This window comes from Mycobacterium sp. NGS33, from assembly GCF_059812885.1.
In genome coordinates, this window is the sequence record NZ_JCALDN010000014.1 from 45,092 (window position 1) to 66,387 (window position 21,296).

24 protein-coding genes are annotated in these 21,296 nt (G+C 67.2%); 16 read left to right on the top strand and 8 right to left on the bottom strand.

The features are described 5' to 3' along the window. The first annotated feature begins 9 nt into the window (after positions 1-9). Positions 10-753, top strand: a complete 744-nt coding sequence (locus tag AC5Y5B_RS19280; RefSeq protein ID WP_112633870.1) for an SDR family NAD(P)-dependent oxidoreductase — start codon at positions 10-12, stop codon at positions 751-753. Between the two features lie 8 nt (positions 754-761). On the opposite strand, the gene AC5Y5B_RS19285 is transcribed toward AC5Y5B_RS19280, so the two are convergent. Beyond that, positions 762-2,474 carry an MOSC and FAD-binding oxidoreductase domain-containing protein gene (locus tag AC5Y5B_RS19285; RefSeq protein ID WP_112633879.1) on the bottom strand — a complete coding sequence of 571 codons (1,713 nt, stop codon included), beginning with the start codon at positions 2,472-2,474 and terminating at the stop codon, positions 762-764. 233 nt (positions 2,475-2,707) lie between these two features. On the opposite strand from AC5Y5B_RS19285, the gene AC5Y5B_RS19290 reads away from it, so the two are divergent. The 9 genes from AC5Y5B_RS19290 (at position 2,708) to AC5Y5B_RS19330 (ending at position 9,223) form a co-directional block, all read left to right on the top strand. After that, the gene (locus AC5Y5B_RS19290; RefSeq protein WP_112633869.1) at positions 2,708-3,577 is read left to right on the top strand and encodes an alpha/beta fold hydrolase; all 870 of its coding nucleotides are present in this window, start codon (positions 2,708-2,710) and stop codon (positions 3,575-3,577) included. Positions 3,578-3,635: 58 nt separating this feature from the next. Beyond that, positions 3,636-4,331 (top strand): TetR/AcrR family transcriptional regulator, encoded by a 696-nt coding sequence (locus AC5Y5B_RS19295; RefSeq protein ID WP_240631776.1) that lies wholly within the window; start codon positions 3,636-3,638, stop codon positions 4,329-4,331. 24 nt (positions 4,332-4,355) lie between these two features. Then, complete coding sequence (locus tag AC5Y5B_RS19300) at positions 4,356-5,000, top strand: TetR/AcrR family transcriptional regulator (RefSeq protein ID WP_500006144.1); 645 nt, start codon at positions 4,356-4,358, stop codon at positions 4,998-5,000. Between the two features lie 68 nt (positions 5,001-5,068). Continuing rightward, a complete protein-coding gene (locus tag AC5Y5B_RS19305; RefSeq protein ID WP_112633868.1) occupies positions 5,069-6,115 on the top strand; it encodes a zinc-binding alcohol dehydrogenase family protein in 1,047 nt (348 codons plus the stop codon). 35 nt (positions 6,116-6,150) lie between these two features. Then, on the top strand, positions 6,151-7,035 hold the full coding sequence (locus AC5Y5B_RS19310) for a DUF427 domain-containing protein (RefSeq protein WP_112633867.1): 885 nt from the start codon (positions 6,151-6,153) through the stop codon (positions 7,033-7,035). Continuing rightward, a complete protein-coding gene (locus tag AC5Y5B_RS19315) occupies positions 7,032-7,460 on the top strand; it encodes a VOC family protein (protein ID WP_112633866.1) in 429 nt (142 codons plus the stop codon). The genes AC5Y5B_RS19310 and AC5Y5B_RS19315 overlap by 4 nt, the downstream gene beginning before the upstream one ends. Before the next feature lie 39 nt (positions 7,461-7,499). Beyond that, positions 7,500-8,063, top strand: coding sequence for a TMEM175 family protein (locus tag AC5Y5B_RS19320; protein WP_112633878.1), 564 nt, complete (start codon positions 7,500-7,502; stop codon positions 8,061-8,063). Position 8,064: 1 nt separating this feature from the next. Continuing rightward, the gene (locus AC5Y5B_RS19325; protein ID WP_112633865.1) at positions 8,065-8,748 is read left to right on the top strand and encodes a haloacid dehalogenase type II; all 684 of its coding nucleotides are present in this window, start codon (positions 8,065-8,067) and stop codon (positions 8,746-8,748) included. Positions 8,749-8,755: 7 nt separating this feature from the next. Next, positions 8,756-9,223, top strand: a complete 468-nt coding sequence (locus tag AC5Y5B_RS19330) for a cupin domain-containing protein (protein ID WP_112633864.1) — start codon at positions 8,756-8,758, stop codon at positions 9,221-9,223. On the opposite strand, the gene AC5Y5B_RS19335 is transcribed toward AC5Y5B_RS19330, so the two are convergent. Further along, positions 9,217-9,615, bottom strand: a complete 399-nt coding sequence (locus AC5Y5B_RS19335) for a VOC family protein (protein ID WP_112633863.1) — start codon at positions 9,613-9,615, stop codon at positions 9,217-9,219. The two genes, AC5Y5B_RS19330 and AC5Y5B_RS19335, sit on opposite strands and share 7 nt — an antisense overlap. A gap of 165 nt (positions 9,616-9,780) precedes the next feature. Here AC5Y5B_RS19335 and AC5Y5B_RS19340 point away from each other — a divergent pair, with 165 nt between their 5' ends. Further along, the gene (locus tag AC5Y5B_RS19340; protein ID WP_112633862.1) at positions 9,781-10,602 is read left to right on the top strand and encodes an Rv0792c family HTH-type transcriptional regulator; all 822 of its coding nucleotides are present in this window, start codon (positions 9,781-9,783) and stop codon (positions 10,600-10,602) included. A gap of 89 nt (positions 10,603-10,691) precedes the next feature. Next, complete coding sequence (locus tag AC5Y5B_RS19345) at positions 10,692-11,159, top strand: YbjN domain-containing protein (protein ID WP_112633861.1); 468 nt, start codon at positions 10,692-10,694, stop codon at positions 11,157-11,159. A 12-nt stretch (positions 11,160-11,171) separates the two neighbouring features. Here AC5Y5B_RS19345 and AC5Y5B_RS19350 read toward each other — a convergent pair whose 3' ends face one another. Continuing rightward, positions 11,172-12,245, bottom strand: a complete 1,074-nt coding sequence (locus AC5Y5B_RS19350; protein ID WP_500006145.1) for an NAD-dependent epimerase/dehydratase family protein — start codon at positions 12,243-12,245, stop codon at positions 11,172-11,174. A 148-nt stretch (positions 12,246-12,393) separates the two neighbouring features. On the opposite strand from AC5Y5B_RS19350, the gene AC5Y5B_RS19355 reads away from it, so the two are divergent. Both AC5Y5B_RS19355 and AC5Y5B_RS19360 read left to right on the top strand, forming a co-directional pair. Then, the gene (locus AC5Y5B_RS19355) at positions 12,394-13,209 is read left to right on the top strand and encodes a lysophospholipid acyltransferase family protein (RefSeq protein ID WP_112633859.1); all 816 of its coding nucleotides are present in this window, start codon (positions 12,394-12,396) and stop codon (positions 13,207-13,209) included. A 49-nt stretch (positions 13,210-13,258) separates the two neighbouring features. After that, positions 13,259-14,674: a WS/DGAT/MGAT family O-acyltransferase gene (locus AC5Y5B_RS19360; protein ID WP_500006146.1), complete on the top strand. Its 1,416-nt coding sequence runs from the start codon at positions 13,259-13,261 to the stop codon at positions 14,672-14,674. On the opposite strand, the gene purQ is transcribed toward AC5Y5B_RS19360, so the two are convergent. From purQ to AC5Y5B_RS19375, 3 genes are all read right to left on the bottom strand, one after another. Next, the gene (gene purQ / locus AC5Y5B_RS19365; protein WP_112633857.1) at positions 14,641-15,315 is read right to left on the bottom strand and encodes a phosphoribosylformylglycinamidine synthase subunit PurQ; all 675 of its coding nucleotides are present in this window, start codon (positions 15,313-15,315) and stop codon (positions 14,641-14,643) included. The genes AC5Y5B_RS19360 and purQ overlap by 34 nt on opposite strands. Further along, entirely contained in the window at positions 15,312-15,551 is a 240-nt protein-coding gene (gene purS / locus AC5Y5B_RS19370) for a phosphoribosylformylglycinamidine synthase subunit PurS (protein ID WP_112633856.1), read from the bottom strand. Before purS ends, purQ begins: the two co-directional genes overlap by 4 nt. 64 nt (positions 15,552-15,615) lie before the next feature. Continuing rightward, on the bottom strand, positions 15,616-16,350 hold the full coding sequence (locus AC5Y5B_RS19375; protein ID WP_205869143.1) for an ATPase: 735 nt from the start codon (positions 16,348-16,350) through the stop codon (positions 15,616-15,618). Here AC5Y5B_RS19375 and AC5Y5B_RS19380 point away from each other — a divergent pair. After that, positions 16,327-16,965 carry an MBL fold metallo-hydrolase gene (locus AC5Y5B_RS19380; protein WP_112633854.1) on the top strand — a complete coding sequence of 213 codons (639 nt, stop codon included), beginning with the start codon at positions 16,327-16,329 and terminating at the stop codon, positions 16,963-16,965. The genes AC5Y5B_RS19375 and AC5Y5B_RS19380 overlap by 24 nt on opposite strands. Positions 16,966-17,031: 66 nt before the next feature. On the opposite strand, the gene AC5Y5B_RS19385 is transcribed toward AC5Y5B_RS19380, so the two are convergent. Together AC5Y5B_RS19385 and AC5Y5B_RS19390 are read right to left on the bottom strand one after the other, a co-directional pair. After that, the gene (locus tag AC5Y5B_RS19385) at positions 17,032-18,699 is read right to left on the bottom strand and encodes an FAD-binding dehydrogenase (RefSeq protein WP_112633853.1); all 1,668 of its coding nucleotides are present in this window, start codon (positions 18,697-18,699) and stop codon (positions 17,032-17,034) included. Between the two features lie 47 nt (positions 18,700-18,746). After that, positions 18,747-19,451 (bottom strand): DUF2334 domain-containing protein, encoded by a 705-nt coding sequence (locus AC5Y5B_RS19390; protein WP_112633852.1) that lies wholly within the window; start codon positions 19,449-19,451, stop codon positions 18,747-18,749. Positions 19,452-19,607: 156 nt separating this feature from the next. Here AC5Y5B_RS19390 and AC5Y5B_RS19395 point away from each other — a divergent pair, with 156 nt between their 5' ends. Beyond that, complete coding sequence (locus AC5Y5B_RS19395; protein ID WP_430919410.1) at positions 19,608-21,215, top strand: DHA2 family efflux MFS transporter permease subunit; 1,608 nt, start codon at positions 19,608-19,610, stop codon at positions 21,213-21,215. The last annotated feature ends 81 nt before the right edge of the window (positions 21,216-21,296 follow it).

Genomic DNA, 21,296 nt, shown 5'->3' on the forward strand with positions numbered 1-21,296 from the left:
AGGATTTCGATGGCAACATCCTTGGCCGGCTCGACCGCTTTGGTGACCGGCGCGACATCGGGCATCGGCAGGCAAATCGCACTGCAGCTTGCGGAACGCGGCGCCGAGGTGGTGGTGCAGGGCCGCGACGCCGAACGCGGCGCCAAGACCGTCAGCGATATCGAAAACGCCGGTGGTAAGGCGCGTTTCGTCGCCGCCGATCTCAACGATGCGCACGACGTGCGGCGACTGGCCACCGAGGCGGGGCCCGTGGACATCCTGATCAACAACGCCGGCATCTACGAATTCGGCCTCACCGCGGACACCGACGATGCGACCTTCGACGAACACGTGAACGTCAATCTGCGCGCGCCGTACATCCTGGTGCAGCAATTGGTGCCCGCCATGGCCGCTCGCGGACATGGCGCCGTGGTGAACCTGAGCACCGTTGCGGCCTCCATCCCGGCGCGAGCCGCGGGTATTTACGGGGCGACCAAGGCCGGTTTGGAACAGCTGACACGAGTGTGGGCCGACGAGTTCGGCCAAGCCGGTGTGCGGGTCAACGCAGTGGCCGCTGGGCCGACACACACCCCAGGCGCCGCCACCATTCCCGGCATGGTCGAAGGACTCGGGGCGAGTGCGACCGCGCTGGGCAGACCGGCCGCCGCCGATGAGATCGCGAGCGCGGTGGTCTTCCTCAGCTCCCCCGAGGCCAGCTACGTCAACGGGGCCGTTTTGCACGCGACCGGGGGACAGCGAGCGATTGCCGCGTAAGGGTTCCGCTAGAGATCGAGCACCACGTCGGTTTCCGGTGCCGCAGAGCAGATGAGCACCGAGCCCTCACCAGGCGGCTCCAACGGCTGCTGCACGTAGGTGGTCGTGCCGGCGACCACGCCGGTGACGCACAGGTGGCACACGCCGCTCCGGCAGGAGAAGCGGGTTGGCACGTCGCAGGCCTCGGCGAGGTCGAGGATGCTGCGGTATGCCGGTGACCAGTTGACGGTTAATCCGCTGCGCGTGAAGGTGATCGCCGGCCCGCGCCCCGGCGCCCCGGGCGGCGGGTGGGGCGGTGTGCGCTCGCCGGTCTCGACAACTCCCGGGTTGATCGCGGGCAGCGCGCCGAACAGCTCGCTGTGAATCCGGGACGCGTCGAATCCGGTGTCCACCAGGGCATCTCGCATATCTGCCATGAATTGGGTTGGGCCGCAGAGGTAAACGGCGGCGTCGGTCGGCAGGCCCAGCTTCGCGATGGTCTCTGCGCGCAGCCGGCCCTGCGTTTCGGTGTAAAAGACCCGCTGCCGGGCGCGCGGTAGCGATTTGATCAGCGCGTCGACTTCGGCTGCGAACACGTGGGTTTCGCGGCTGCGAGTGGTGTGTAACCACCAGATGTCGCGCGGACCGGCGGCCGCGGACAGGGCATGCAGCATCGCCAGGACCGGCGTCGCGCCGATTCCGGCGGAGAACAGGACGACCGGTCGGCTGTCTTCGGCCAGATAGAAATCGCCGCGCGGAGCGGCCGCCGCGATCACCGAACCCGGCTGGATATGGGTGTGCAGCCACCGGCTCACCACGCCGTGGTCCTCGCGCTTGACACTGATGCGGTAATGGCCGGCGGAGGAGTCATCCGACAACGAATAACTGCGCAGCGGCGCGGGATCGCCGGCGTCGGTGAGCTTGACCGTCAGGTACTGGCCGGGCAGCGCCGGTGGCAGCGGAGCCCGGTCGTCGGCTTCCAGCCGGATCGAGAGTACTTCCGGACTCTCCCAGCATGTTTCGGTGACCCGCAGGCGACGGAACCCCTTCCACCCCGGCTCGACGCCGATGGGCGGCGCCACCGCGGGTGCCGCGCCGTCGTGCGCCGCCAGCAGCTCGTGAAACGACTGCTGCCAGCCCGGGCTCAGCGCCGGGATGTCGACGGCTTTGCGCAGCGTTTCGACATCGCGGTCGGGTAGATAGAGCAGCGCGTCCACGTCGGCGACGCTGAGTTCGTGACGGCCCCGGCGGGTCCGCACGATGTCGTCGCCGGCCCGCACGTGGCCCTCGGTGATCACGCGGAAGTAAAAGCCCGGACGGTGTTGCGAGACGAGCAGATTGGGCATGTCGGGCTCGTCGAGGCGAAGGCCGACCCGGAAACAGGTGACGCGCGGCTGGGTCACCTCGAACTCGGCGTCTCCGATGCGATAGCGGTCGCCGATGCAGACGTCGTCGTCGCCGAGCCCGGTGACGGTGAAGTTTTCACCGAAGTGCCCGGCTCGCAGATCGTCGCGCCCCAGGTAGCTCTTCCAGAAGTCGTAGGACTCGCGCTGGTACACCATGACCGCGCGTTGCTCGCCCCCATGACCGGCGAGGTCGCCTTGACCGTCGCCGTCGACGTTGAGGCGGCGCACCATGACCGGCCCCTCGATCGGGACCTTCCAGATCCCCGTATAGACCGTTTTGTCCCGCCATTGAACGTTCTTGGGCATGCCCACGTTCACCGAAACAAGCTTGCCCACCAGTGTCACCTCGAACCGGGTCGCATTCGTACCGAGCCCAACTGGGATGGTTCGCCCAGAATATGGCAGCCCGGCCGGCACGTGCAATACGTCGGCCGCACCGGCTGTTGCGCGGCGCGGCGGTGGTGCATAATGGGTCATACAACCCAGAACCCCGGAACTGGGTGTCGTGGATTTCATCGAGCGCCGCCGCGGCGCACGACGGTGAAACGCGTTGAGTCAGGAGAAACGTCATGCCCGCCGTTCACCATCGCTACGCCACCGTCGACGGCCATCGGCTCTTCTACCGCGAGGCGGGAGACCCGACCGCTCCCACGGTGCTCCTCCTGCACGGCTTCCCCACCAGCTCGTACATGTTCCGCCACCTGATCCCGGCCCTGGCCGACGCTTACCACGTCATCGCGCCGGATCACCTGGGCTTCGGGCTGTCCGACGCCCCACCGGTGGGCGAGTTCGACTACACCTTCGACGCTTTGACCGAGCTCACCGCGGACCTGCTGCGGACCCTGGGCGTCGACCGGTACGCCATGTACGTCCAGGACTACGGCGCGCCGATCGGCTGGCGACTCGCGCTGCGCGACCCGGCAGCGACCACCGCGATCGTCAGCCAGAACGGCAACGGGTACGACGCGGGATTCGTCGAAAGCTTCTGGCAGGTCGTGCGCAAATACCAACAGGAGCAGACTGCCGACACCGAGGCGGCGGTGCGCCAGTTCCTCACCCTGGATGCCACCCGCTGGCAGTATGTGACCGGCGTGGCCGACGAGACCCTGATCGATCCCGAATCGTGGCAGCACGACTACGCGCTGATCTCCCGTCCGGGCAATGATTTGGTGCAGCTCAAGCTTTTTCGCGACTACGCCACCAATGCGCCCCTCTATCCGCGCTTGCACGACTATTTCCGGGCCAGCCGGGTGCCGCTGCTGGCGGTCTGGGGCCGCGGCGACGAGATCTTCGGCCCCGCCGGTGCCGAGGCGTTCGCAGGCGACCTGCCCGAAGCCGAGATCCATCTGCTCGACGGCGGACACTTTCTGCTCGAGTCCGCGTGCGACGACGTCGCCCGGCTGATCCGGAACTTTCTCGCCGGGCAAGGCCAGCCCTGACCCGATGTCTGGGCTGGAGATCCCATAAATGGGGGCGCTCCCGGGTTAGCCTGGCGCGATGGCCCATCCCGATATTCACGACGAACAACGGTTGACCGCCAAGGGGCGCGCCACCCGCGACCGGATCGTGCAGGCCGCCGCCCAGCTGATCGTCACCGACGGTTTGTCCGCGTCCAACATGGACAGCGTGCGCCGGGCGGCTTCGGTCAGCGGCTCACAGCTCGCCCATTATTTCGCCGACAAGGCGGCGCTCATTCGCGCGGTGATCAGGCGTCAGATCGGCGTGGTCCTGGACTTTCACCGCCAGCCCGCACTTCACGGCCTGGGTTCCTTTGACGACTTCGAGCGGTGGATCGACCTCAACATGCGCTACCTGCGGCGCATCGGTTACGTCGGCACCCCCACCTACCACGCGCTCACCGCCCAGTTGGCGAAGTCAGACGACGCCACGCGCGACGCGCTGGCCGCCGGTTACCAACAGTGGATTGACCTCTTGGAACAGGCAATTGCGCGGATGAAAGAGGACGGGCTGCTGGTTCGCGACGCCGATCCCCACCAGCTGGCGCTGGTGATCGTCACCGCGCACCAGGGAGGTGGCGTGCTGACCTTCACCTATCAACAGGAGTGGCCGCACGCCGACGCGATTCGCTTCGCGGTGAACTACCTGCGCCTGTTCGCCACCGACACCGCCGAACGAGCGGCCCGTCCGCCGCGCCGATTCCGCGGGCGTCCCCCGGCCCGACGGGCCGGCTGACCGATTGGCAGCGGGGGCGGTGAAGTGACCGAACGCAACCCATCGCGCTTCACCCGCAAGGGGCTGGCGACGCGCGCACGCATCACCGAGGCCGCCGCCCGGCTGATGTTCGAGCGGGGCGTCGCCAACACCAGCATCGACCAGGTACGGCGGGCCGCCGCGGTGGGCGGGTCCCAGATCTCCCACTACTTCGGCGACAAGCGCGACCTCACCCGCCACGTCGTCGATGTGCGCCGCAATGACGTTCGGGCCTTCCACACCCGGCCGGAGTTTGCCGGTCTCGACAGCCTGGATGCCCTGCAGGCGTGGGCCGATGCCTGCGTGGCCGACATCGACGCCGTGTACCGCGTCGGCGGTTGCGTCTACGGGTCTTTGGCCGGTGAGCTGATCGAGGCCGACCGCGAAATACACGACGACCTGGCGGCCGGATACGACCAATGGATCGACCTGTTCCGGACCGGCCTGGAGTCGATGCGGGAGCGCGGCGACCTGCGCCCGGAGGCCGATGCGCGGCATCTGGCCGTCTCCTTGGTCGCCGCCCACCAGGGCGGCGCGATGCTCACCCACGTCACCGGCGATCCGCAGCCGCTGCGGGCCGCCGTCAATGCCGCCGTCGACTATGTGCGCTCCTTCGCCGCCCCTGGACATAGTGAGCGGGTACGCACATAATATTGGGTCAGTTGGCCCATTCGGTGTCGACCGACCGAGCATTGCTCCAACTGCGGGAGGGGCGGTAAGTGGCTGCCACCGATTCGCCCCGGCTGCCCACCGCACCGGCGGTAGTGCGCGAGCAACCCGGCGGGGAAACAATGCGCGCGATCATCCTGGAAAAGTTCGGCGGTCTGGACAGCCTGGTCTACACCGACATCCCCAAGCCGCTCCCCAAGGACGGCGAGGTCGTGATCGCGGTAAAGGGTTTCGGCATCAATCACGCCGAACTCCACATGCGTCGGGGGGAATGGGCCGAGGCCGCGGAGGTCAGTGGCATCGAATGTGTCGGCATCGTGGACTCCTGTCCTTCAGGCGAGTTCCCCGTCGGCGCCAAGGTGGCCGCGCTCATGGGCGGCCTCGGACGGAGCATCAACGGCAGCTATGCCGAATACACACGCGTGCGCGCGGCGAACGTCGCCCTCATCGAGTCCGAGCTGCCCTGGTCGCAATTGGCCGCGCTGCCCGAGACCTACGCCGTCGCCTGGACATGCCTGTTCCGCAACCTCAACCTGAAATCCGGGCAGACCCTGGTGTTGCGCGGTGCGACCTCATCCTTCGGCCAGGCCGCACTCAAGATGGCCGTGGCCGCCGGCGCGCGGGTCATCGCCACCGCGCGAAGCAGCCACCGCATCCCGATGCTGCAGGAGCTGGGCGCTTCGCGCGTGGAAGTGGAGCGGCGCGACCTCGCCGCTCACATCGCCGAAAGCAAACGGATTGACGCGGTGCTGGATCTCGTGGGCAACAGCACCATCCTCGACTCCCTCGACATGCTGCGTCGCGGCGGCACGGCATGCCTGGCCGGATGGCTGGGGGGACTCGATCCGATCGGCGACTTCAACCCGCTGCTGCGCATGGCCAGCGGCGTGAATTGGAACTTCTTCGGCAGCTTCGTCTTTGGGACTCCCGGCTTCCCGCTCTCGGACGTACCGCTGCAAGACATCGCCCGCCAGGTCGCCGACGGCGATCTGGACGCAGAGCCTTCGCGCATCTTTTCTTTCGACCAGATCCGCGAAGCGCACCGGGTGATGGAGGCGGGCGAAGCCGACGGAAAGATGGTCGTCGTCATGCAGTGACGCGACCGCGGGTTTCACGATGAAGGGACACGACGATGGGGCTGGCATGGCAGCAGGGTCCGCTTGCGACCGGATCGGTGGGACATTTCCTGACAGAGCAGCCGCTGCCCGAACGGCTGCTCTTCGCCGAGCCGCTACGGCGACGGATGAAAGTCCGGTTCGCGGACACGTGGATAGTCGACAGCGAAGACGTGGTCCTGTTGCATGAGCCGGGCCGCTACCCCGTCGCCTACTTTTCGCGCGACGAGATCGAGGCCGGAATTCTGGTCGCCGAGGATCGGATCACCCAACACCGCGACCTCGGCGAGACACAGTGGTTCAGCGTCAAAGTCGCCGACCGAGAGGTCAATCACGCCGCCTGGCAACACGTCGCACTCGGGTCGCACGCGAGAATCCTCGACGGCCGGGTGGCGTTTGCCTGGCGTGCGATGGATGCCTTCTACGAAGAAGAGGAACGGATCGTCGGGCATGCCGCGGACGCGTACCATCGCATCGACATCCGTTCGACGGCACGCCATCTCGTCGTGCGCGACGGCGACCGGGTGATCGCGGACAGCCACCGCCCGCTGGCGCTGTACGAATCGGGGTTTGCGCCGAGATGGTACGTGCCGCGCGAAGACACCGATGAGTCCGCACTCAAACTCGTTGATATCCAGACGTTTTGCCCCTACAAGGGGATCTGCTCCTACTACGACATCGGCGAGCGCCAGCGCGCGGCGTGGTCCTACGTCGATGCTTGGACCGAGGTGGTGCGGGTCCGCAACCTGGTTTCCTTCGAACCGGACAAAATCGACGTCTACCTCGACGGCAAGCAACTCCAGCTCGAACCCGGGCAAACCGTGATCCCGCACGGGGTGGACCGCGGGCTCGACACGGATGAGATCTTGGGGAAGAACGCGGCGACCGGGAGTGCGTCATGAGGGCGTCCCTCGAAGTCGTCATCCTGCCGGTCGTCGACCCCGATCGATCGCTGCGGTTCTATCGCGACCACATCGGCTTCGCCCTCGACGTCGATTACGCGCCCGCGCCCGGGTTTCGAGTCATCCAGCTGACACCCGAGGGCTCCGGCACCTCAATTCAATTCGGAGTGGGCCTGACCGATGCGGCACCCGGATCGATGCGAAACCTGTACCTGGTGGTGAGCGATATCGAGGAATGCCGCGCCGAATTGACCGGCCGCGGAGTCAATGTCAGCCAGATCCGCCACCAGGACACCGAGGGCGGGTGGCGCGGCGCTTTTGTTCCGGGCATCGATCCGGATCGAGCGGATTACGCCAGTTTCGCGGACTTTCGTGATCCCGACGGAAATACCTGGGTGCTGCAGGAACGAAACCACCACGCCTGAGGAGGCGCAGTGACCACGCGGAAAACCAGTCCCGATCGGGTGGGAGCATTCTCCGATGGCGTGTTCGCCGTACTCATCACGATCCTGGTCCTGGAGCTCAAACCGCCGAAGGCCTACACGTTCAGCGCCTTGCTGCCGGAGTGGCCCACCGGCCTGAGTTACGTGGTCAGTTATGTGTTCATCGCGATCGTGTGGGTGAACCATCATCACTTGTTCGGCTACGCCGAGGTTGCGACACCGCGACTGGTGTGGTCGAACTTTGCGCATCTGTTCTCGGTGTCGTTGATTCCGATCACGACGGAGTGGATCGCCGACAGCCGGTTGGCCGCCGCTCCCGTGACGCTGTACGCGTCGGTGTTCGTGCTGGTTAACGTCACCTATCTGGCGCTGTGTCAAGAAGTGGTCGATCGGCCCGCGCACGAAGACCTCACCGAGCGGATGCGCCGACTGTTGCGGATGAGATCGTTTCTCACCATCGGCGTCTTCGCCGCGGCGGCCGCCCTCGCGCTGCGGTGGCCGATAGCCGGAATGGTGCTGATCTGTCTATGTCTGGCGGGCTATCTGCGGCCTGACGTTCCCTCCCCCAGGAAAGCCGAGTCCTAGCATGCCGAAACCGTCCGTCCTGATCTTCGACGTCAACGAGACGCTGCTCGATATCGAGTCGATCGCACCGCTTTTCGGTGAGCTGTTCGGCGATGAAGGCGTGCTGCGCGACTGGTTCGCGCAGTTGATCATGTACTCGATGGCCCTCACGCTGGCCGACAACTACGTGACGTTTCCGGTGCTCGCCCAGGGGGCGCTGCGGATGCTGGGCGACATCCATCGAGTGGACGTCACCGACGACGACGTGGATCGCCTGAAGACCGCACTGCTGAGCATGCCGGCGCATCCCGATGCCGCCGAGGGGCTCGCCGCGCTGCGCGACAACGGTTTTCGTCTAGTCACGCTGACCAATTCGCCACCCAATCCGGATGGCCCGACGGCACTGCAAAGTTCCGGGCTGGCGGGCTATTTCGAACGCCAGCTGAGCGTCGATGCGCGCAGCGTGTTCAAGCCCTCACCCGCCGTGTACCGGTACGCGTGCGACACGATCGGCGTGGCCCCGGCCGACTGCATGATGGTGGCCGCCCACGTCTGGGACACCATCGGTGCGCAGAGTGTCGGCTTCGGTGGGGCTCTGATCACGCGGCGCGGCAACGCACCGCTGCCGGTGGACGGCGTGCCGCAGCCGAACATCGTCGTCGGCGACATACGCGAGCTCGCCGAGCGGCTCACGTCCGGACGATAATTGACCGATGGCCACCACAGACGGATTCCACCCAGACTTCGACGACACGGCGACACCGGTCCCACGCAACCGGGTGCGCCACATCAAGGCGTCCGAGATCAGCTCCGACACCGCACAGTCCGAGGGGCTGCGGCGCTTCGCGGCCCTGTCCGGCCGGTCAGTCGGCGCCGAGAAACTCTGGATGGGCGAGACGCACGCATCGCCGCGATCGGCTTCGGACAACCACCATCACGGTGATTCGGAAACCGCCATCTATGTGCGAAGCGGCAACCCGGAGTTCGTGTTTCACGACGGCACCGGCGAGGTCCGCATCGCCACCGCACCCGGCGACTACGTCTTCATCCCGCCGTTTCTGCCCCACCGGGAGGAAAACCCCGACCCCGACACCACCGCCGAGGTGGTGATCGCGCGCAGCACCCAGGAAGCCGTCGTGATCAACCTTCCCGCGCTGTATCCGCTGGCCGATCCTCAGTAAACGGCGATCTCGATCAGGTTCCCGTCGACGTCACGGCAGTAGTGCGAGGTCATCTCGCCCAGGGCTCCCACTTTGGTCACCGGCCCGGCGATCACCGCCACGCCACACGCGGCGAGATGGGCGCGGACGTCACCCGGGCTGGCCCGGGTGATAAAGCACAGGTCTTCGGAACCGGCCGCCTCGACGGACCCGGTGAACCAATCGGGGTCGTCGGCCGACGCCCCGACCGGTCGCAGATTGATCTTCTGGTCCCCGAAGCGCAGCGCCGTCCTGCGCGACGGCCCGAACGTCTCGCGCCGCATGCCCAACACCCGCTCATACCACGCGGCGGTGGCGTCGACGTCGCGGCAATTCACGACAATGTGGTCGAACCGTTCCACTGTGATCGACACGTCTCATCCTCCTGGCCTGTGCGCAGCCGTCCCCGCCCTTCGCCGGCTACCGACGCGCGAAACCCGTTCGGTGTCAGGGTAATCCGCTGAGCGGATAGACGACGAGGGCACGGACACCGGCGAGCTCGCTTTACGGCCGGCCAATGAAACGTTTTAATACATCTCGTGGCCCCCGATGAGCTGGATCTCGACGTCGCCGACCTCCGGATATCCCGCGGCAGCGTCCCGGCCAGCACCCAACTCGCCGAGGCCCTCAAGGCCGCGATCGTCAAACAGCGCCTGCCCCGCGGCGCGCGATTGCCCACCGAGCGAGAGCTCATCGATCGCACCCGGGTGAGCCGGGTGACCGTGCGCGCGGCGGTCGGGCTGCTCGAACGTCAGGGATGGCTGGTACGAAAGCAGGGCCTGGGCACCTTCGTCGCCAACCCGGTCAAACAAGAACTTGGCCCCGGGGTGCGCACCATTACCGAGGTATTGGCCGGCTCCGGCATCACGCCGAACGTCGACGTGTTGTCGCACCGCGTCGAAGATGCGCCGCAGCGAATCGCCGAAATACTCGGCCTGTCCAAAGTCCTCTGTGTCCACCGGCGCTTCCGCGACGGTGAGCAGCCGCTGGCCCTGATGATCGCTTACCTGCCAACCGGATTGGGCGAGGCCGTGCAACCGCTGCTGAAGAGCGCGATCGAGGAGCAGACCGCGCAGGCCATGGAAAGCACCTACACCATGTGGGAGCGCCGACTCGAGGTCCCCATCGCGCGGGCCAACTATGAGATTCATGCGGCCGGCGCATCGCTGGAGGTGGCCGGCGCCCTGAACCTGCCGCTCGGTTCTCCCGTGCTGGTCCTCGAACGCACCAGCTACGGCCATGACGACAAGCCCCTCGAGGTGGTCGAATTCCACTACCGCCCCGAGCGATACCGGTTCTCGGTCACGTTGCCGCGCACGGTGCCCGGCCCCGGCGCCGGCATCTTGGAACGGCGGGCGTGACGGCCACTCAGCGAATTCTCAACGAATTCTTTCCTACCGCATCGCCTGGCTCCCAGCCTCTGCAAAGCCATCGGCCGCAACATTTATTCATGACGAATGAGCAGCTGTGCGCGAACCTGGTCGAGCGTTACCTGCGCACCCGCGGTCGACGCTATTTTCGCGGCCACCACGACGGCGAATACTTCTTCGTCACCAGCGCTCCGCGGCGCCTGCACATCCACTTCGAGGTTTCGCCGGCGCATGACGACGTGCTGATCATCCGCGTCAGCCCCGGGTGCTACTTCCCGGCGGCCGACCGCCCCTGGCTGACGTACTTCGCCGACAGGTGGAACCGTCTTAACCGTCACGTCACCGCGATCGTGCACGGCTCGTCGGATCCGCAGCGCATCGGCGTGGTGGCCCGCAAGTCGCAATGGGTCCGAAACGACGTCTCGTTCAACGATTTCGCGTCGTTCGTCGACCGGACCATCGCGGACGCCACCGAGCTCTTCGAGGAGCTGAGCCCCACCGCCGAGTTGCCGTCCATCGAACGGTCGTGGTTGCGCGACGCCGGCTGAAGGCCGGGCGAGCTACTCAACCGACGGGGCATCCGGGCGCGGCTCGCCCAACTTGGCGCGTATCGCGCCCCACGGGTCGGCGTAGCGTCCCGGCGTATTGCGGTAGGCCGCACGACTTTTCAGGAATCGCCGCGCCAGCGGCGAAATCACCCGCATCGGGTAGCGCCGCCACCCCGCGGTGGCTCGCATCTCGGTGAGCATGTCCGGCCACGAGTGGTGCTGGAATTGCAGAACCTGTTGGGAGCGATCGGTATCCATCCAGTCCGTGACAAACCAGTCGTCGTCGCTGTCCGGATCGCCCGGGCGGCCCCCGGGCAAGACGTCGACCAGACCCCGCGCGGCCGCCAGCGCCTTGCCGACCTCCCCCTGGCGAAGCCGATGCGACTCGTCACCGGCGATCAGCAGCGTCTCACCGGCGACGTCGGCGGTCACCGCCGCCGCGAACGCGCGCGCGACGTCGCGCACGTCGACGGTGTGGATGCGACCATCGGTCGGCAGGGCGCTTTCGAAGTACAACGCGTCGACGCTGAACGGCATCGCGTCCGGCTCCACGCTCATCACCCCGGCCAGGCGCAAGATGACCCACTCGAGATCCGCGGATCGGATGTGCCGTTCGGCTTCGGCCTTGTGGGCACCGTAGAGGTCGGCCGGCTTCATCGGGGAGTCCGGACGTAACAGCTCGCGATGGCGGTGGGGGTTGCGCGCGCCGTACACGGCGTTGCTCGACGCCTGAATGAACCGCACCGGATGCGACCGCGATTGCGCCGCGCTCAGCAATGCGACGGTCGCGTCGACGTTGACGCGGCGCCCCAACGCGGGCTGGCGATAGATCACCGGCGGGATCACCGCGGCCAGGTGAACGATGGCCGTGGGCGACGTCGCGGCGAGCAGCCGATCAACCTGACCCGGGTCGGTCAGATCCGCCCAGTGCGCCTCGGCGCCGGCCGGCAGCGACTTCGCGGCCTTGCGCTGGGCGGCGGTGCCGAGGTCGGTCGCGACGACCCGATGGCCGTCGGCAACCAGCCGCCGCACCGTCTGGGACCCGACCAGGCCGAAACCCCCAGTAACCAGAACCTTTTCGGACATGCTCCCCCACTGCTCGCTTGCCCCCCAGCAAACGGATATGACATTCTCCTAAATGGAGAGTAGCATATGCTAGCCAGGGGTCCAGGTTTGAGACCGGCGTCACACCGGCAACAAATAGCAAAGAGCGCAGTACGGACAGCGGGGAGCCATGACGGGCAACGGTGTGGAGGCGGCGGACAACCAGGAAACCGCCAAATGGGATCCGGCCTTCACCGAACAGGTCACCAAAGTGCTCGGGCCGGCCATCAAACGGTATTACCGCGCCGAGGTGCGCAACATCGACAACATCCCGCCCTCGGGCGGAGCCCTGGTGGTGTCCAATCACTCGGGCGGCATGCTGACCCCGGACGTGTTGATCTTCTCCCCCGCCTTCTACGAACGCTTCGGCTACGACCGGCCGGTCTACACCCTGGGCCACTACGGCCTGTTCATCGGCCCCTTGGACGGCTGGCTCCGCCGCCTCGGGGTGATCGAGGCCAGCCGCGAAAACGCCGCCACCGCACTGCATTCCGGCGCGGTGGTGCTGGTGTTCCCGGGTGGCGACTACGACTCCTACCGGCCGACCTTCAGCGCGAACACGATCGACTTCAATGGCCGCACCGGATACGTGCGGACCGCCATCGAAGCCGGAGTGCCCATCGTGCCGACGGTCTCGATCGGCGCCCAGGAGACCCAGCTGTTCTTGACCCGCGGCAACTGGCTGGCCCGCAAGCTGGGGCTGACCAAGGCCCGGATGGACATCCTGCCGATCAGCGTCGGCTTCCCGTTCGGGCTGAGCGTGATCTTCCCGCCCAACGTGCCCCTGCCGGCAAAGGTCGTCACCGAGGTTCTCGAGCCGATCGACATCACCGCCCAATTCGGCGAAGACCCCGACGTCGACGAAGTCGACACCCACGTGCGCGCCGTCATGGAGGCCGCGCTGCAGCGGCTGGCCGAGCAGCGCCGGTTCCCGATCCTGGGCTGACGATGACCGGGGCGTTTCGCCGGGATGCGTCGGCACGGGGAGGTGACCTGTGAAACGACTCAACGGTATGGACGCGATGCTGCTCTACAGCGAGACGCCCAACCTGCACACGCACACCCTGAAGGTGGCTGTCATCGACCCCGCGGACGTGGACGGCGAGTTCGGATTCGACGCCTTCCGCCGCCACGTGCGTCGCCGGCTCCATCTGCTGGAACCGTTGCGCTACAAGCTCGTTGACATCCCCTGGCATCTGCATCACCCGATGTGGCAGGAAAATTGCGAGGTCGACCTGGACTACCACCTGCGCCGAGTGCGGGTGCCCGCCCCGGGGGGGCGCCGCGAGCTCGACCAGGTGATCGGCGAGGTGGCGTCGGTTCCGCTGGACCGCAGCCGCCCGCTGTGGGAGTTCCATTTCGCCGAGGGGCTGGCCGGTGGGCGGTTCGCCTTGGTCGGCAAGGTCCATCACGCGCTGGCCGACGGCGTCGCCTCGGTCAACCTGCTGGCCCGCGCGATGGACCTGCGCGACGGGCGCACCGATGAGCGCGACAACGACGAAGCCGGCGTCACGATGTCCAACGCCGACCTGTTGCGCGCGGCGGCGCGCGACCATGTCCGGCAGATCGGCGAGCTGCCCGGGCTACTCAAGGACGCGGCCGTCGGGATGATGCGGGTGCGCCGCCGGTCCCGCGAGCGCGGCGATCACCCCGACCTGGCCGACGCGTTCGACGCACCGCCGACCTTCCTCAACCATGTCGTCTCGCCGCGGCGCTGGTTCGCCAGCACCTCGTTGTCGCTGCCCGAGGTCAAGGCGACGGCAAAAGCCTTGGGCATCACGGTGAACGACGTCGTGCTGGCGATGGCGGCCGGGGGGTTGCGAACGCTGTTGCTGGCCTATGACGGCGCGGCCGATCGGCCGATCATCGCCTCGGTCCCGACGGCCACCGACAAGTCGGACCGGATCACCGGCAACGAGATCAGCGGGCTGATGATCTCGTTGCCGGTCCACGTCGACGACGCCGTGGAACGGGCCCGCCTGGTCGCCCTGGCCACCAGGATCGCCAAGGAGGACCACGAAGTCCTGGGCCCGGAGCTCTACGGGAAAATGATGGCCTACCTGCCGAGCGCCTTCGCCCCCGCCGCGTTCCGATGGCTGGGCCTGCGCGACGCGCCGAACAAGCTGATGAACGTCGCGGTGTCCAGCGTCGTGGGCCCGCGCGAACGGGGCCACTTCGGCGGCGCGGCCGTCAGCGAGATCTACTCCACCGGCGTGCTGTCCCCCGGCGCCCCGGTCAACATCACCGTGTGGAGTTATGTCGACCGACTCGGCATCGCGGTGCTCACCGACGACCGGACTTTCAACGACCCGCACGAGGCCACCGACGCCATCGGCGCGTCCTTTGCCGAATTACGCGACGCCGCAGGGGTTTCCGCTCAGCCCGCGAGCACGCCGTCCAGCACCGAATAGAACAGGCCCAGGCCGTCATCCGACGGCCCGGTCAGCGCTTCGATGGCGTGCTCGGGATGCGGCATCAGACCCACCACGCGGCCGTTGGCGGAGCTCACCCCGGCGATGTCGTGCAGCGAGCCGTTGGCGTTCTCGTGGTAGCGGAACACCACCCGCCCCTCGCCCTCGAGCTCCTCGATCACCTCGGCGGGCGCCACGTAACGCCCCTCGCCGGATTTCAGCGGGACCAGCAGATCCGCGTCCGGCTCGAAGCGCGACGTCCACGCCGTCGAGGTCGAGGCCACCCGCAGCCACACGTCGCGACAGATGAAGTGCAGACCCACATTGCGCGTCAGGGCACCGGGTAGCAGTCCCGCCTCGCAGAGCACCTGAAAACCGTTGCAGATGCCCAACACCGGCATGCCGCCCCGGGCGGCCGCCACCACCTCGGTCATCACCGGGGCGAACCTGGCGATCGCACCGGCCCGCAGGTAGTCACCGTAGGAGAAGCCGCCGGGCACCACCACGGCGTCGACGCCCTTGAGATCGGCGTCGGCGTGCCAGAGGCTGACCGGCTCGGCCCCGACGCGGCGCGCCGCGCGGGCGGCGTCCACGTCGTCGAGCGTGCCGGGAAAGGTGATGATCCCGATGCGTGCCGTCACGGTGTCTCCCGGCTGATGGACCAGTCCTCGATCACCGTGTTCGCCAGCAGCGATTCGGCGATCTCGGCGAGCGCCGAATCATCGACGCTGTCGTCGACTTCGAGCTCAAAGCGTTTGCCTTGCCGCACTTCCGAGATTCCCGGATGTCCGAGCCGACCCAGCGCGCCGACAATCGCCTGACCCTGCGGGTCGAGAATCTCCGCTTTGGGCATCACGCTTACGATCACCCGGGCCACCGGCGCTCCTCCTGAAAAGTTGGCGTTTCCGCGCCAACTCTACCGGCGAAAGCGCAGCTCGGGGTCACGGGCACGAGCCAATGTAGGCCTCGCACAGCGGCGCGCTCATGGCGCCCAGCACCGGATCGTCCGCCATCGCCGGCCAGGACGCCTGCGGCGGCGCCGTCGACCAGAGCGTGACCTCGCTGATTGTGCTGCTGGCCGGGTGGGCGAACAGATAGGTGTGCATCACCACCGGGCCGCTGATCACGGCGGCCATCCGGTTCGTCTCGTCGCTGGTCAGCGACGGCGACTCCTGGGGTGCGCGCTGCTGGCAGGCCCGCAGCGCGGCGACGGCGTTGCTGAACGCCGTGACCGCGGTCGCGCCGCCGCGGGCCGTGTCACCACGCCAGTGCAAGATCTGGGCCTGCAGTTGCCACTGCCCGTCGGGATGCTGAACCGTCGAGCGCGCCGCGACGGCCGACTCACGAGAGTCCTGCGGTATCGCCGGCGCCGCGCACAGCTCCTCGAACCGGAAACGCGGCGCGGGCGCCGAACCGGTCGTCTGCACCGCCTGGCCGGCCAGCGCGGGCCAGTGATACACGGCGTCCAGCGGCACCGCATGCTGATCGATCCACGCGGTGTTGGGGATCCGATCGCACAGCGCCGGGCACGTCTCCGGCTCGGCGTGCGCGGGAATGACGACAACCAGGGCGACCGCGAAGCTGCCGGCGACCAGCATCGTGGCCAGGATCATGCGTATCGGCAGCGTGTCCATCAAGGCACAATCGTAGATATGCAACTGACGCATTTCGGCCATTCGTGCCTACTTGCCGAGTTCGACCACACCCGCGTGCTCTTTGACCCCGGTACCTTCGCGCACGGCTTCGAGGGAATCACCGGCTTGACCGCCATCTTGATCACCCATCAGCATCCCGACCATGTCGACGTCAACCGGCTGCCGGCACTGCTGGAGGGTAACCCGGACGCGGTGCTCTACGCCGACCCGCAGACCACCGCGCAACTGGGCGCGCCCTGCCGGGCGGTCCATGTCGGCGACGAGCTGAAGATCGGTGAACTGACCGTGCGCGCCGTCGGCGGCAAGCACGCGGTCATCCACCCCGAAATCCCTGTGATAGAAAACATTTCGTTTCTGGTGGGCGACGCCGACCATCGTGCCCGGCTGATGCACCCCGGTGACGCGCTGTTCGTGCCCGACGAGCCGGTGGACGTCTTGGCCACGCCCGCGGCCGCGCCGTGGATGAAGGTGTCCGAGGCGGTCGACTACCTGCGTGCGGTGGCCCCCCAGCGGGCCGTTCCCATTCATCAGGGGATCATCGCCCCGGACGCGCGGGGCATCTACTACGGACGCTTGACGGAGATGACCAGCACCGACTTCCAGGTGCTGCCCGAGGAAGACGCCGTCACGTTCTAGCGGGTTCGCGATTGGCTCGTGTCATGCTGGCGTGACGCTCGCGGTCCGGCGGGCCACATCAGCCCGCTACGTGATGTCGTCGGCGGCGCCGCGCCCGGCGGCGCGCCCGGAGAAGATGCAGCCGCCCAAAAAGGTGCCCTCCAGCGCGCGATAGCCGTGCACGCCGCCTCCCCCGAACCCGGCGACCTCGCCGGCGGCATACAGACCGCTCAACGGCGTGCCGTCGGCCTTCAGCACCCGCGAGGCCAGGTCGGTTTCGATGCCGCCCAACGTTTTTCGGGTCAGGATATGCAGCTTGACCGCGATCATCGGCCCGGCCTTGGGATCGGTCAGTCGATGCGGGGCGACCACCCGCCCCAGCCGATCACCCAAATAGTTGCGGGCGGCGCGGATCGCCGTGATCTGCCCGTCCTTGCTGAACTTGTTGGCCACTTCCCGATCCCGCGCGGTGACCTCGGCCTCGACCGTCGCGTAGTCCAGCGGCTGCACATCGGGCAGCTTGTTCATCGCAGTCACCAAGTCTCGCAACGAGTCCGCGCTGACGAAGTCCACGCCGCGGTCGACAAACGCCTGCACCGGTCCCGGCGGCCCGGAGCTGGCCCGGTTGCGCAGCAGCTGGCGAATGCTCTGCCCGGTCAGGTCAGGATTCTGTTCCTGCCCGGAGAGCGCGAATTCCTTCTCAATGATCTTGGCGTTCAACACAAACCAGGTGTAATCAAACCCGGATTTGGTGATGTACTCCAAGGTGCCCAGCGTGTCGAAGCCCGGATACAGCGGCACCGGCAACCGGTTGCCGTTCGCGTCCAGCCACAGCGACGACGGGCCGGGGATGATGCGGATGCCGTGCAGCGGCCAGATCGGGTCGTAGTTGGTGATGCCCTCGACGTAGTGCCACATGCGGTCGGGGTTGATCACCCGCGCGCCGGCCCGCTGCGAAATCCCGATCATCCGGCCGTCGACATGGGCCGGCACCCCGCTGAGCAGTTGCTCGGGGACGCGGCCCATGCGTGTGGGCCAATTTTTGCGCACCAGCTCGTGATTGGCCCCGATGCCACCACTGGTGACGATCACGGCATCGGCACGAAACTCGAACTGACCTAACGCTTTTCGCGACGACGCGACGCCCCGCGGGGTGGCGGAGGGCTCCAGCACGGCGCCCCGCACGCCGGTCACCGCCTCGCCCTCGACGATCAACTCGTCGACCTGATGGCGATGCGCGAAGCGCACCGATGAGCGGTCGCGCAACTGACGGGCGAAGATCTCCACCAGCGCCGGCCCGGTTCCCCAGGTGATGTGGAAGCGGGGAACCGAATTGCCGTGTCCCTGTGCGCCATACCCGCCGCGTTCCGCCCAGCCCACCAACGGGAACAGTTTGAGCCCCCGCGAACGCAACCAACTGCGTTTCTCCCCCGCGGCGAAATCGACGTAGGCGTGCGCCCATTGGCGTGGCCAATAATCCTCGGGCCGGTCGAACGCCGCCGTGCCGAGCCAGTCCTGCAACGCCAATTCGTGGCTGTCGCGGATGCCCAACCGGCGCTGCTCGGGGCTGTCGACGAAGAAGAGCCCTCCGAAGGACCAGAAGGCCTGACCGCCGAGGTTGGCGCTGTTCTCCTGGTCGACGATGAGCACCCGCAAGCCGCGATCCACCAGTTCGCACGCGGCGACCAGGCCGGCCAGGCCCGCCCCGACGACGATGGCATCAGCGCCGAACCCCGCAACCGAAGAATCGCTCATGTCGGACCAGGGTAATGCCCCGACGAGCAGGTCAGGCGGTCGCTGCCTCAGGCGGCGTCGAGCACGGCCCTGGCCTGATCCCAGCGGTACACGCTGGGGGCGCAGCCGTGCATCAACGCCAGGTCGACCGCGTCCACCATGGCCTGCAGCGGCCCGGGTTTCCGTAGGTGACGCGCCGCGACGGCAACGCGCACGACGCCACCGCGCCGAGCGATCCGTTCGGCGGACAGCACCACCATCCGGCACCACCACGGCTCGGTGAGGAAGCCTTCGCCGATGCCGAGCACTCGGGCGCGCACGGTGGTGTGACGGACCAGATCGGTGATCCCGTGCAGATCGGCTAGCAACCGGAACCCGTTGCCCGGCAACGCTTTCACGACGCCCGGCGACACCACCCAGCCGGGCGCCGCGAACAGCCGGGTGCGCAGCCCGAGGTGCTCGAGCACCCGGTCGGCGGCCATCAATCGCAGATTGGCCTCGTGCGCCCGCAATATCGCGAACTCGCCGCGGCGCTTCTTCGTGACCGCGTCGTCGTAGCCGTGCAGCACGATGGCGTCACCGCCGGCGCGCCGGGTGGTCAGCCACTCGACGGTTCCCGGGTCGTGGTCGAGCCGGTAGTCGCCGGACAGGCGGGGTGCCACGAGTAACGACACCGGTACCGTGCGGGCGTCCATTTGCGCGCAGAACGCCTCGACGTCAGGCAGGGTGCGTTCACCGATCCCCGAGACCGAGACGATCAATTTTCCAGACACACCAGCAGTTTGCCGATCCCAAGTGTCGGAATGGTGAAGGACACGCAGACAGCAGGCGTATATGCACGCGCCAAGCCCGATAACTGATTTCGGCGACCGGACGAATTCGCGCAGGCCGCCGACGCCGCAAGCGCCAGGCCCGGCGATCAGTTCGATATGCTAAGCAACGCCATGGACGAGGCCTCGTATGCGGCGGCCAAAACGCCGCCGCCCCACGCCCCGGGTGTCGAGGAACGGGTATATCCCGACAAGCTCGATGCCGCGCTGTTGCGGATCTCCGGCGTGTGCATCTTGGCCACGGTGATGGCGATCCTGGACGTCACGGTCGTCAGCGTCGCCCAGCGAACCTTCATCGATCAGTTCGCGTCCTCGCAGGCCGTGGTGGCCTGGACGATGACCGGCTACACGCTCGCGTTGGCGACCGTGATCCCGATAACCGGGTGGGCCGCCGACCGGTTCGGCACCAAACGCCTGTTCATCGGATCGGTGGTGGCCTTCATCCTGGGCTCGTTGCTGTGCGCGATCGCGTCAAACATCCTGCAGCTCATCGTCTTTCGGATGGTGCAGGGAATCGGCGGCGGCATGCTGCTGCCGTTGGGGTTCATGATCCTGACCCGCGAAGCGGGCCCGGGACGGCTCGGGCGCCTGATGTCGATCCTGAGCATCCCGATGCTGCTCGCCCCGATCGGCGGCCCGATCCTGGGCGGCTGGCTGATCGACACCTCGAGCTGGCGATGGATCTTTCTGATCAACGTCCCGATCGGATTCCTCACCGTCGCGCTCGCCGCCATCGTGTTTCCGCGCGATCACCCCGCGCGCTCAGAAACCTTCGACGCCGTCGGCGTGCTGCTGCTCTCGCCGGGCCTGGCGATGTTCCTGTTCGCGGCGTCCTCGGTACCGGGTCGGGGCACCGTGGCCGACCGCCACGTGGTGATACCGGCGATCATCGGCCTGGCGTTGATCGCGGGCTTCGTCGTGCACGCCTGGCATCACGCCCATCACCCGCTGATCGATCTGCGCCTGTTCCGCAATCCCGTGCTCACCCACGCCAACGTGACGATGCTGGTCTTCGCCGGGGCGTTCTTCGGCGCCGGCCTGCTGCTCCCCAGCTACTTTCAGCAGGTGCTGCACCAGACGCCGATGCAGGCGGGCGTGCACATGATCCCGCAGGGGCTGGGCGCCATGCTGACCATGCGGCTGACCGGCCCGCTGGTGGACCGGCAGGGCCCGGGCAAAATCGTGCTGGTCGGGATTGCGCTGATCACCGCCGGCCTGAGCGCCTTCGCCGTCGGGGTGGCCACCCAGGCCCACTATCTGCCGACGCTGCTGGTGGGGCTGGCGATCATGGGCCTGGGCATGGGCTGCACCATGATGCCGCTGTCGGTCGCGTCGGTGCAGGCGCTCGCGCCCCATCAGATCGCCCGGGGGACGACGCTGATGAGCGTGAGCCACCAGGTGGGCGGCTCGGTGGGAACCGCGTTGATGTCGATGATCCTGACGAATCAGTTCAATCGGAGCCCGGACATCGTCGCAGCAAACAAGCTTGCCGCGCTGCACCAGAAGTCGGCCGTCAACGGGGTGCCCGTCGACCAGACCGCGATACCCCCGCAGTCGCTCGCGCCCGGCTTTTGGAGCAATGTCGTGCACGATCTTTCCCACGCCTATACGGCGGTATTCGTGATTGCCGTGGCGCTGGTGGTTTGCACGTTCATTCCGGCGTGGTTTCTGCCGAAAAAACCCGCAAGCGAAACCGCCGCCGAATAATATGTTCGCCCAGGTAGGACCGCCACCAGCCCGTTTATCGGTTTAGTCGCGGTCGCGGCACAAATCGGCGCGCGGTGAATT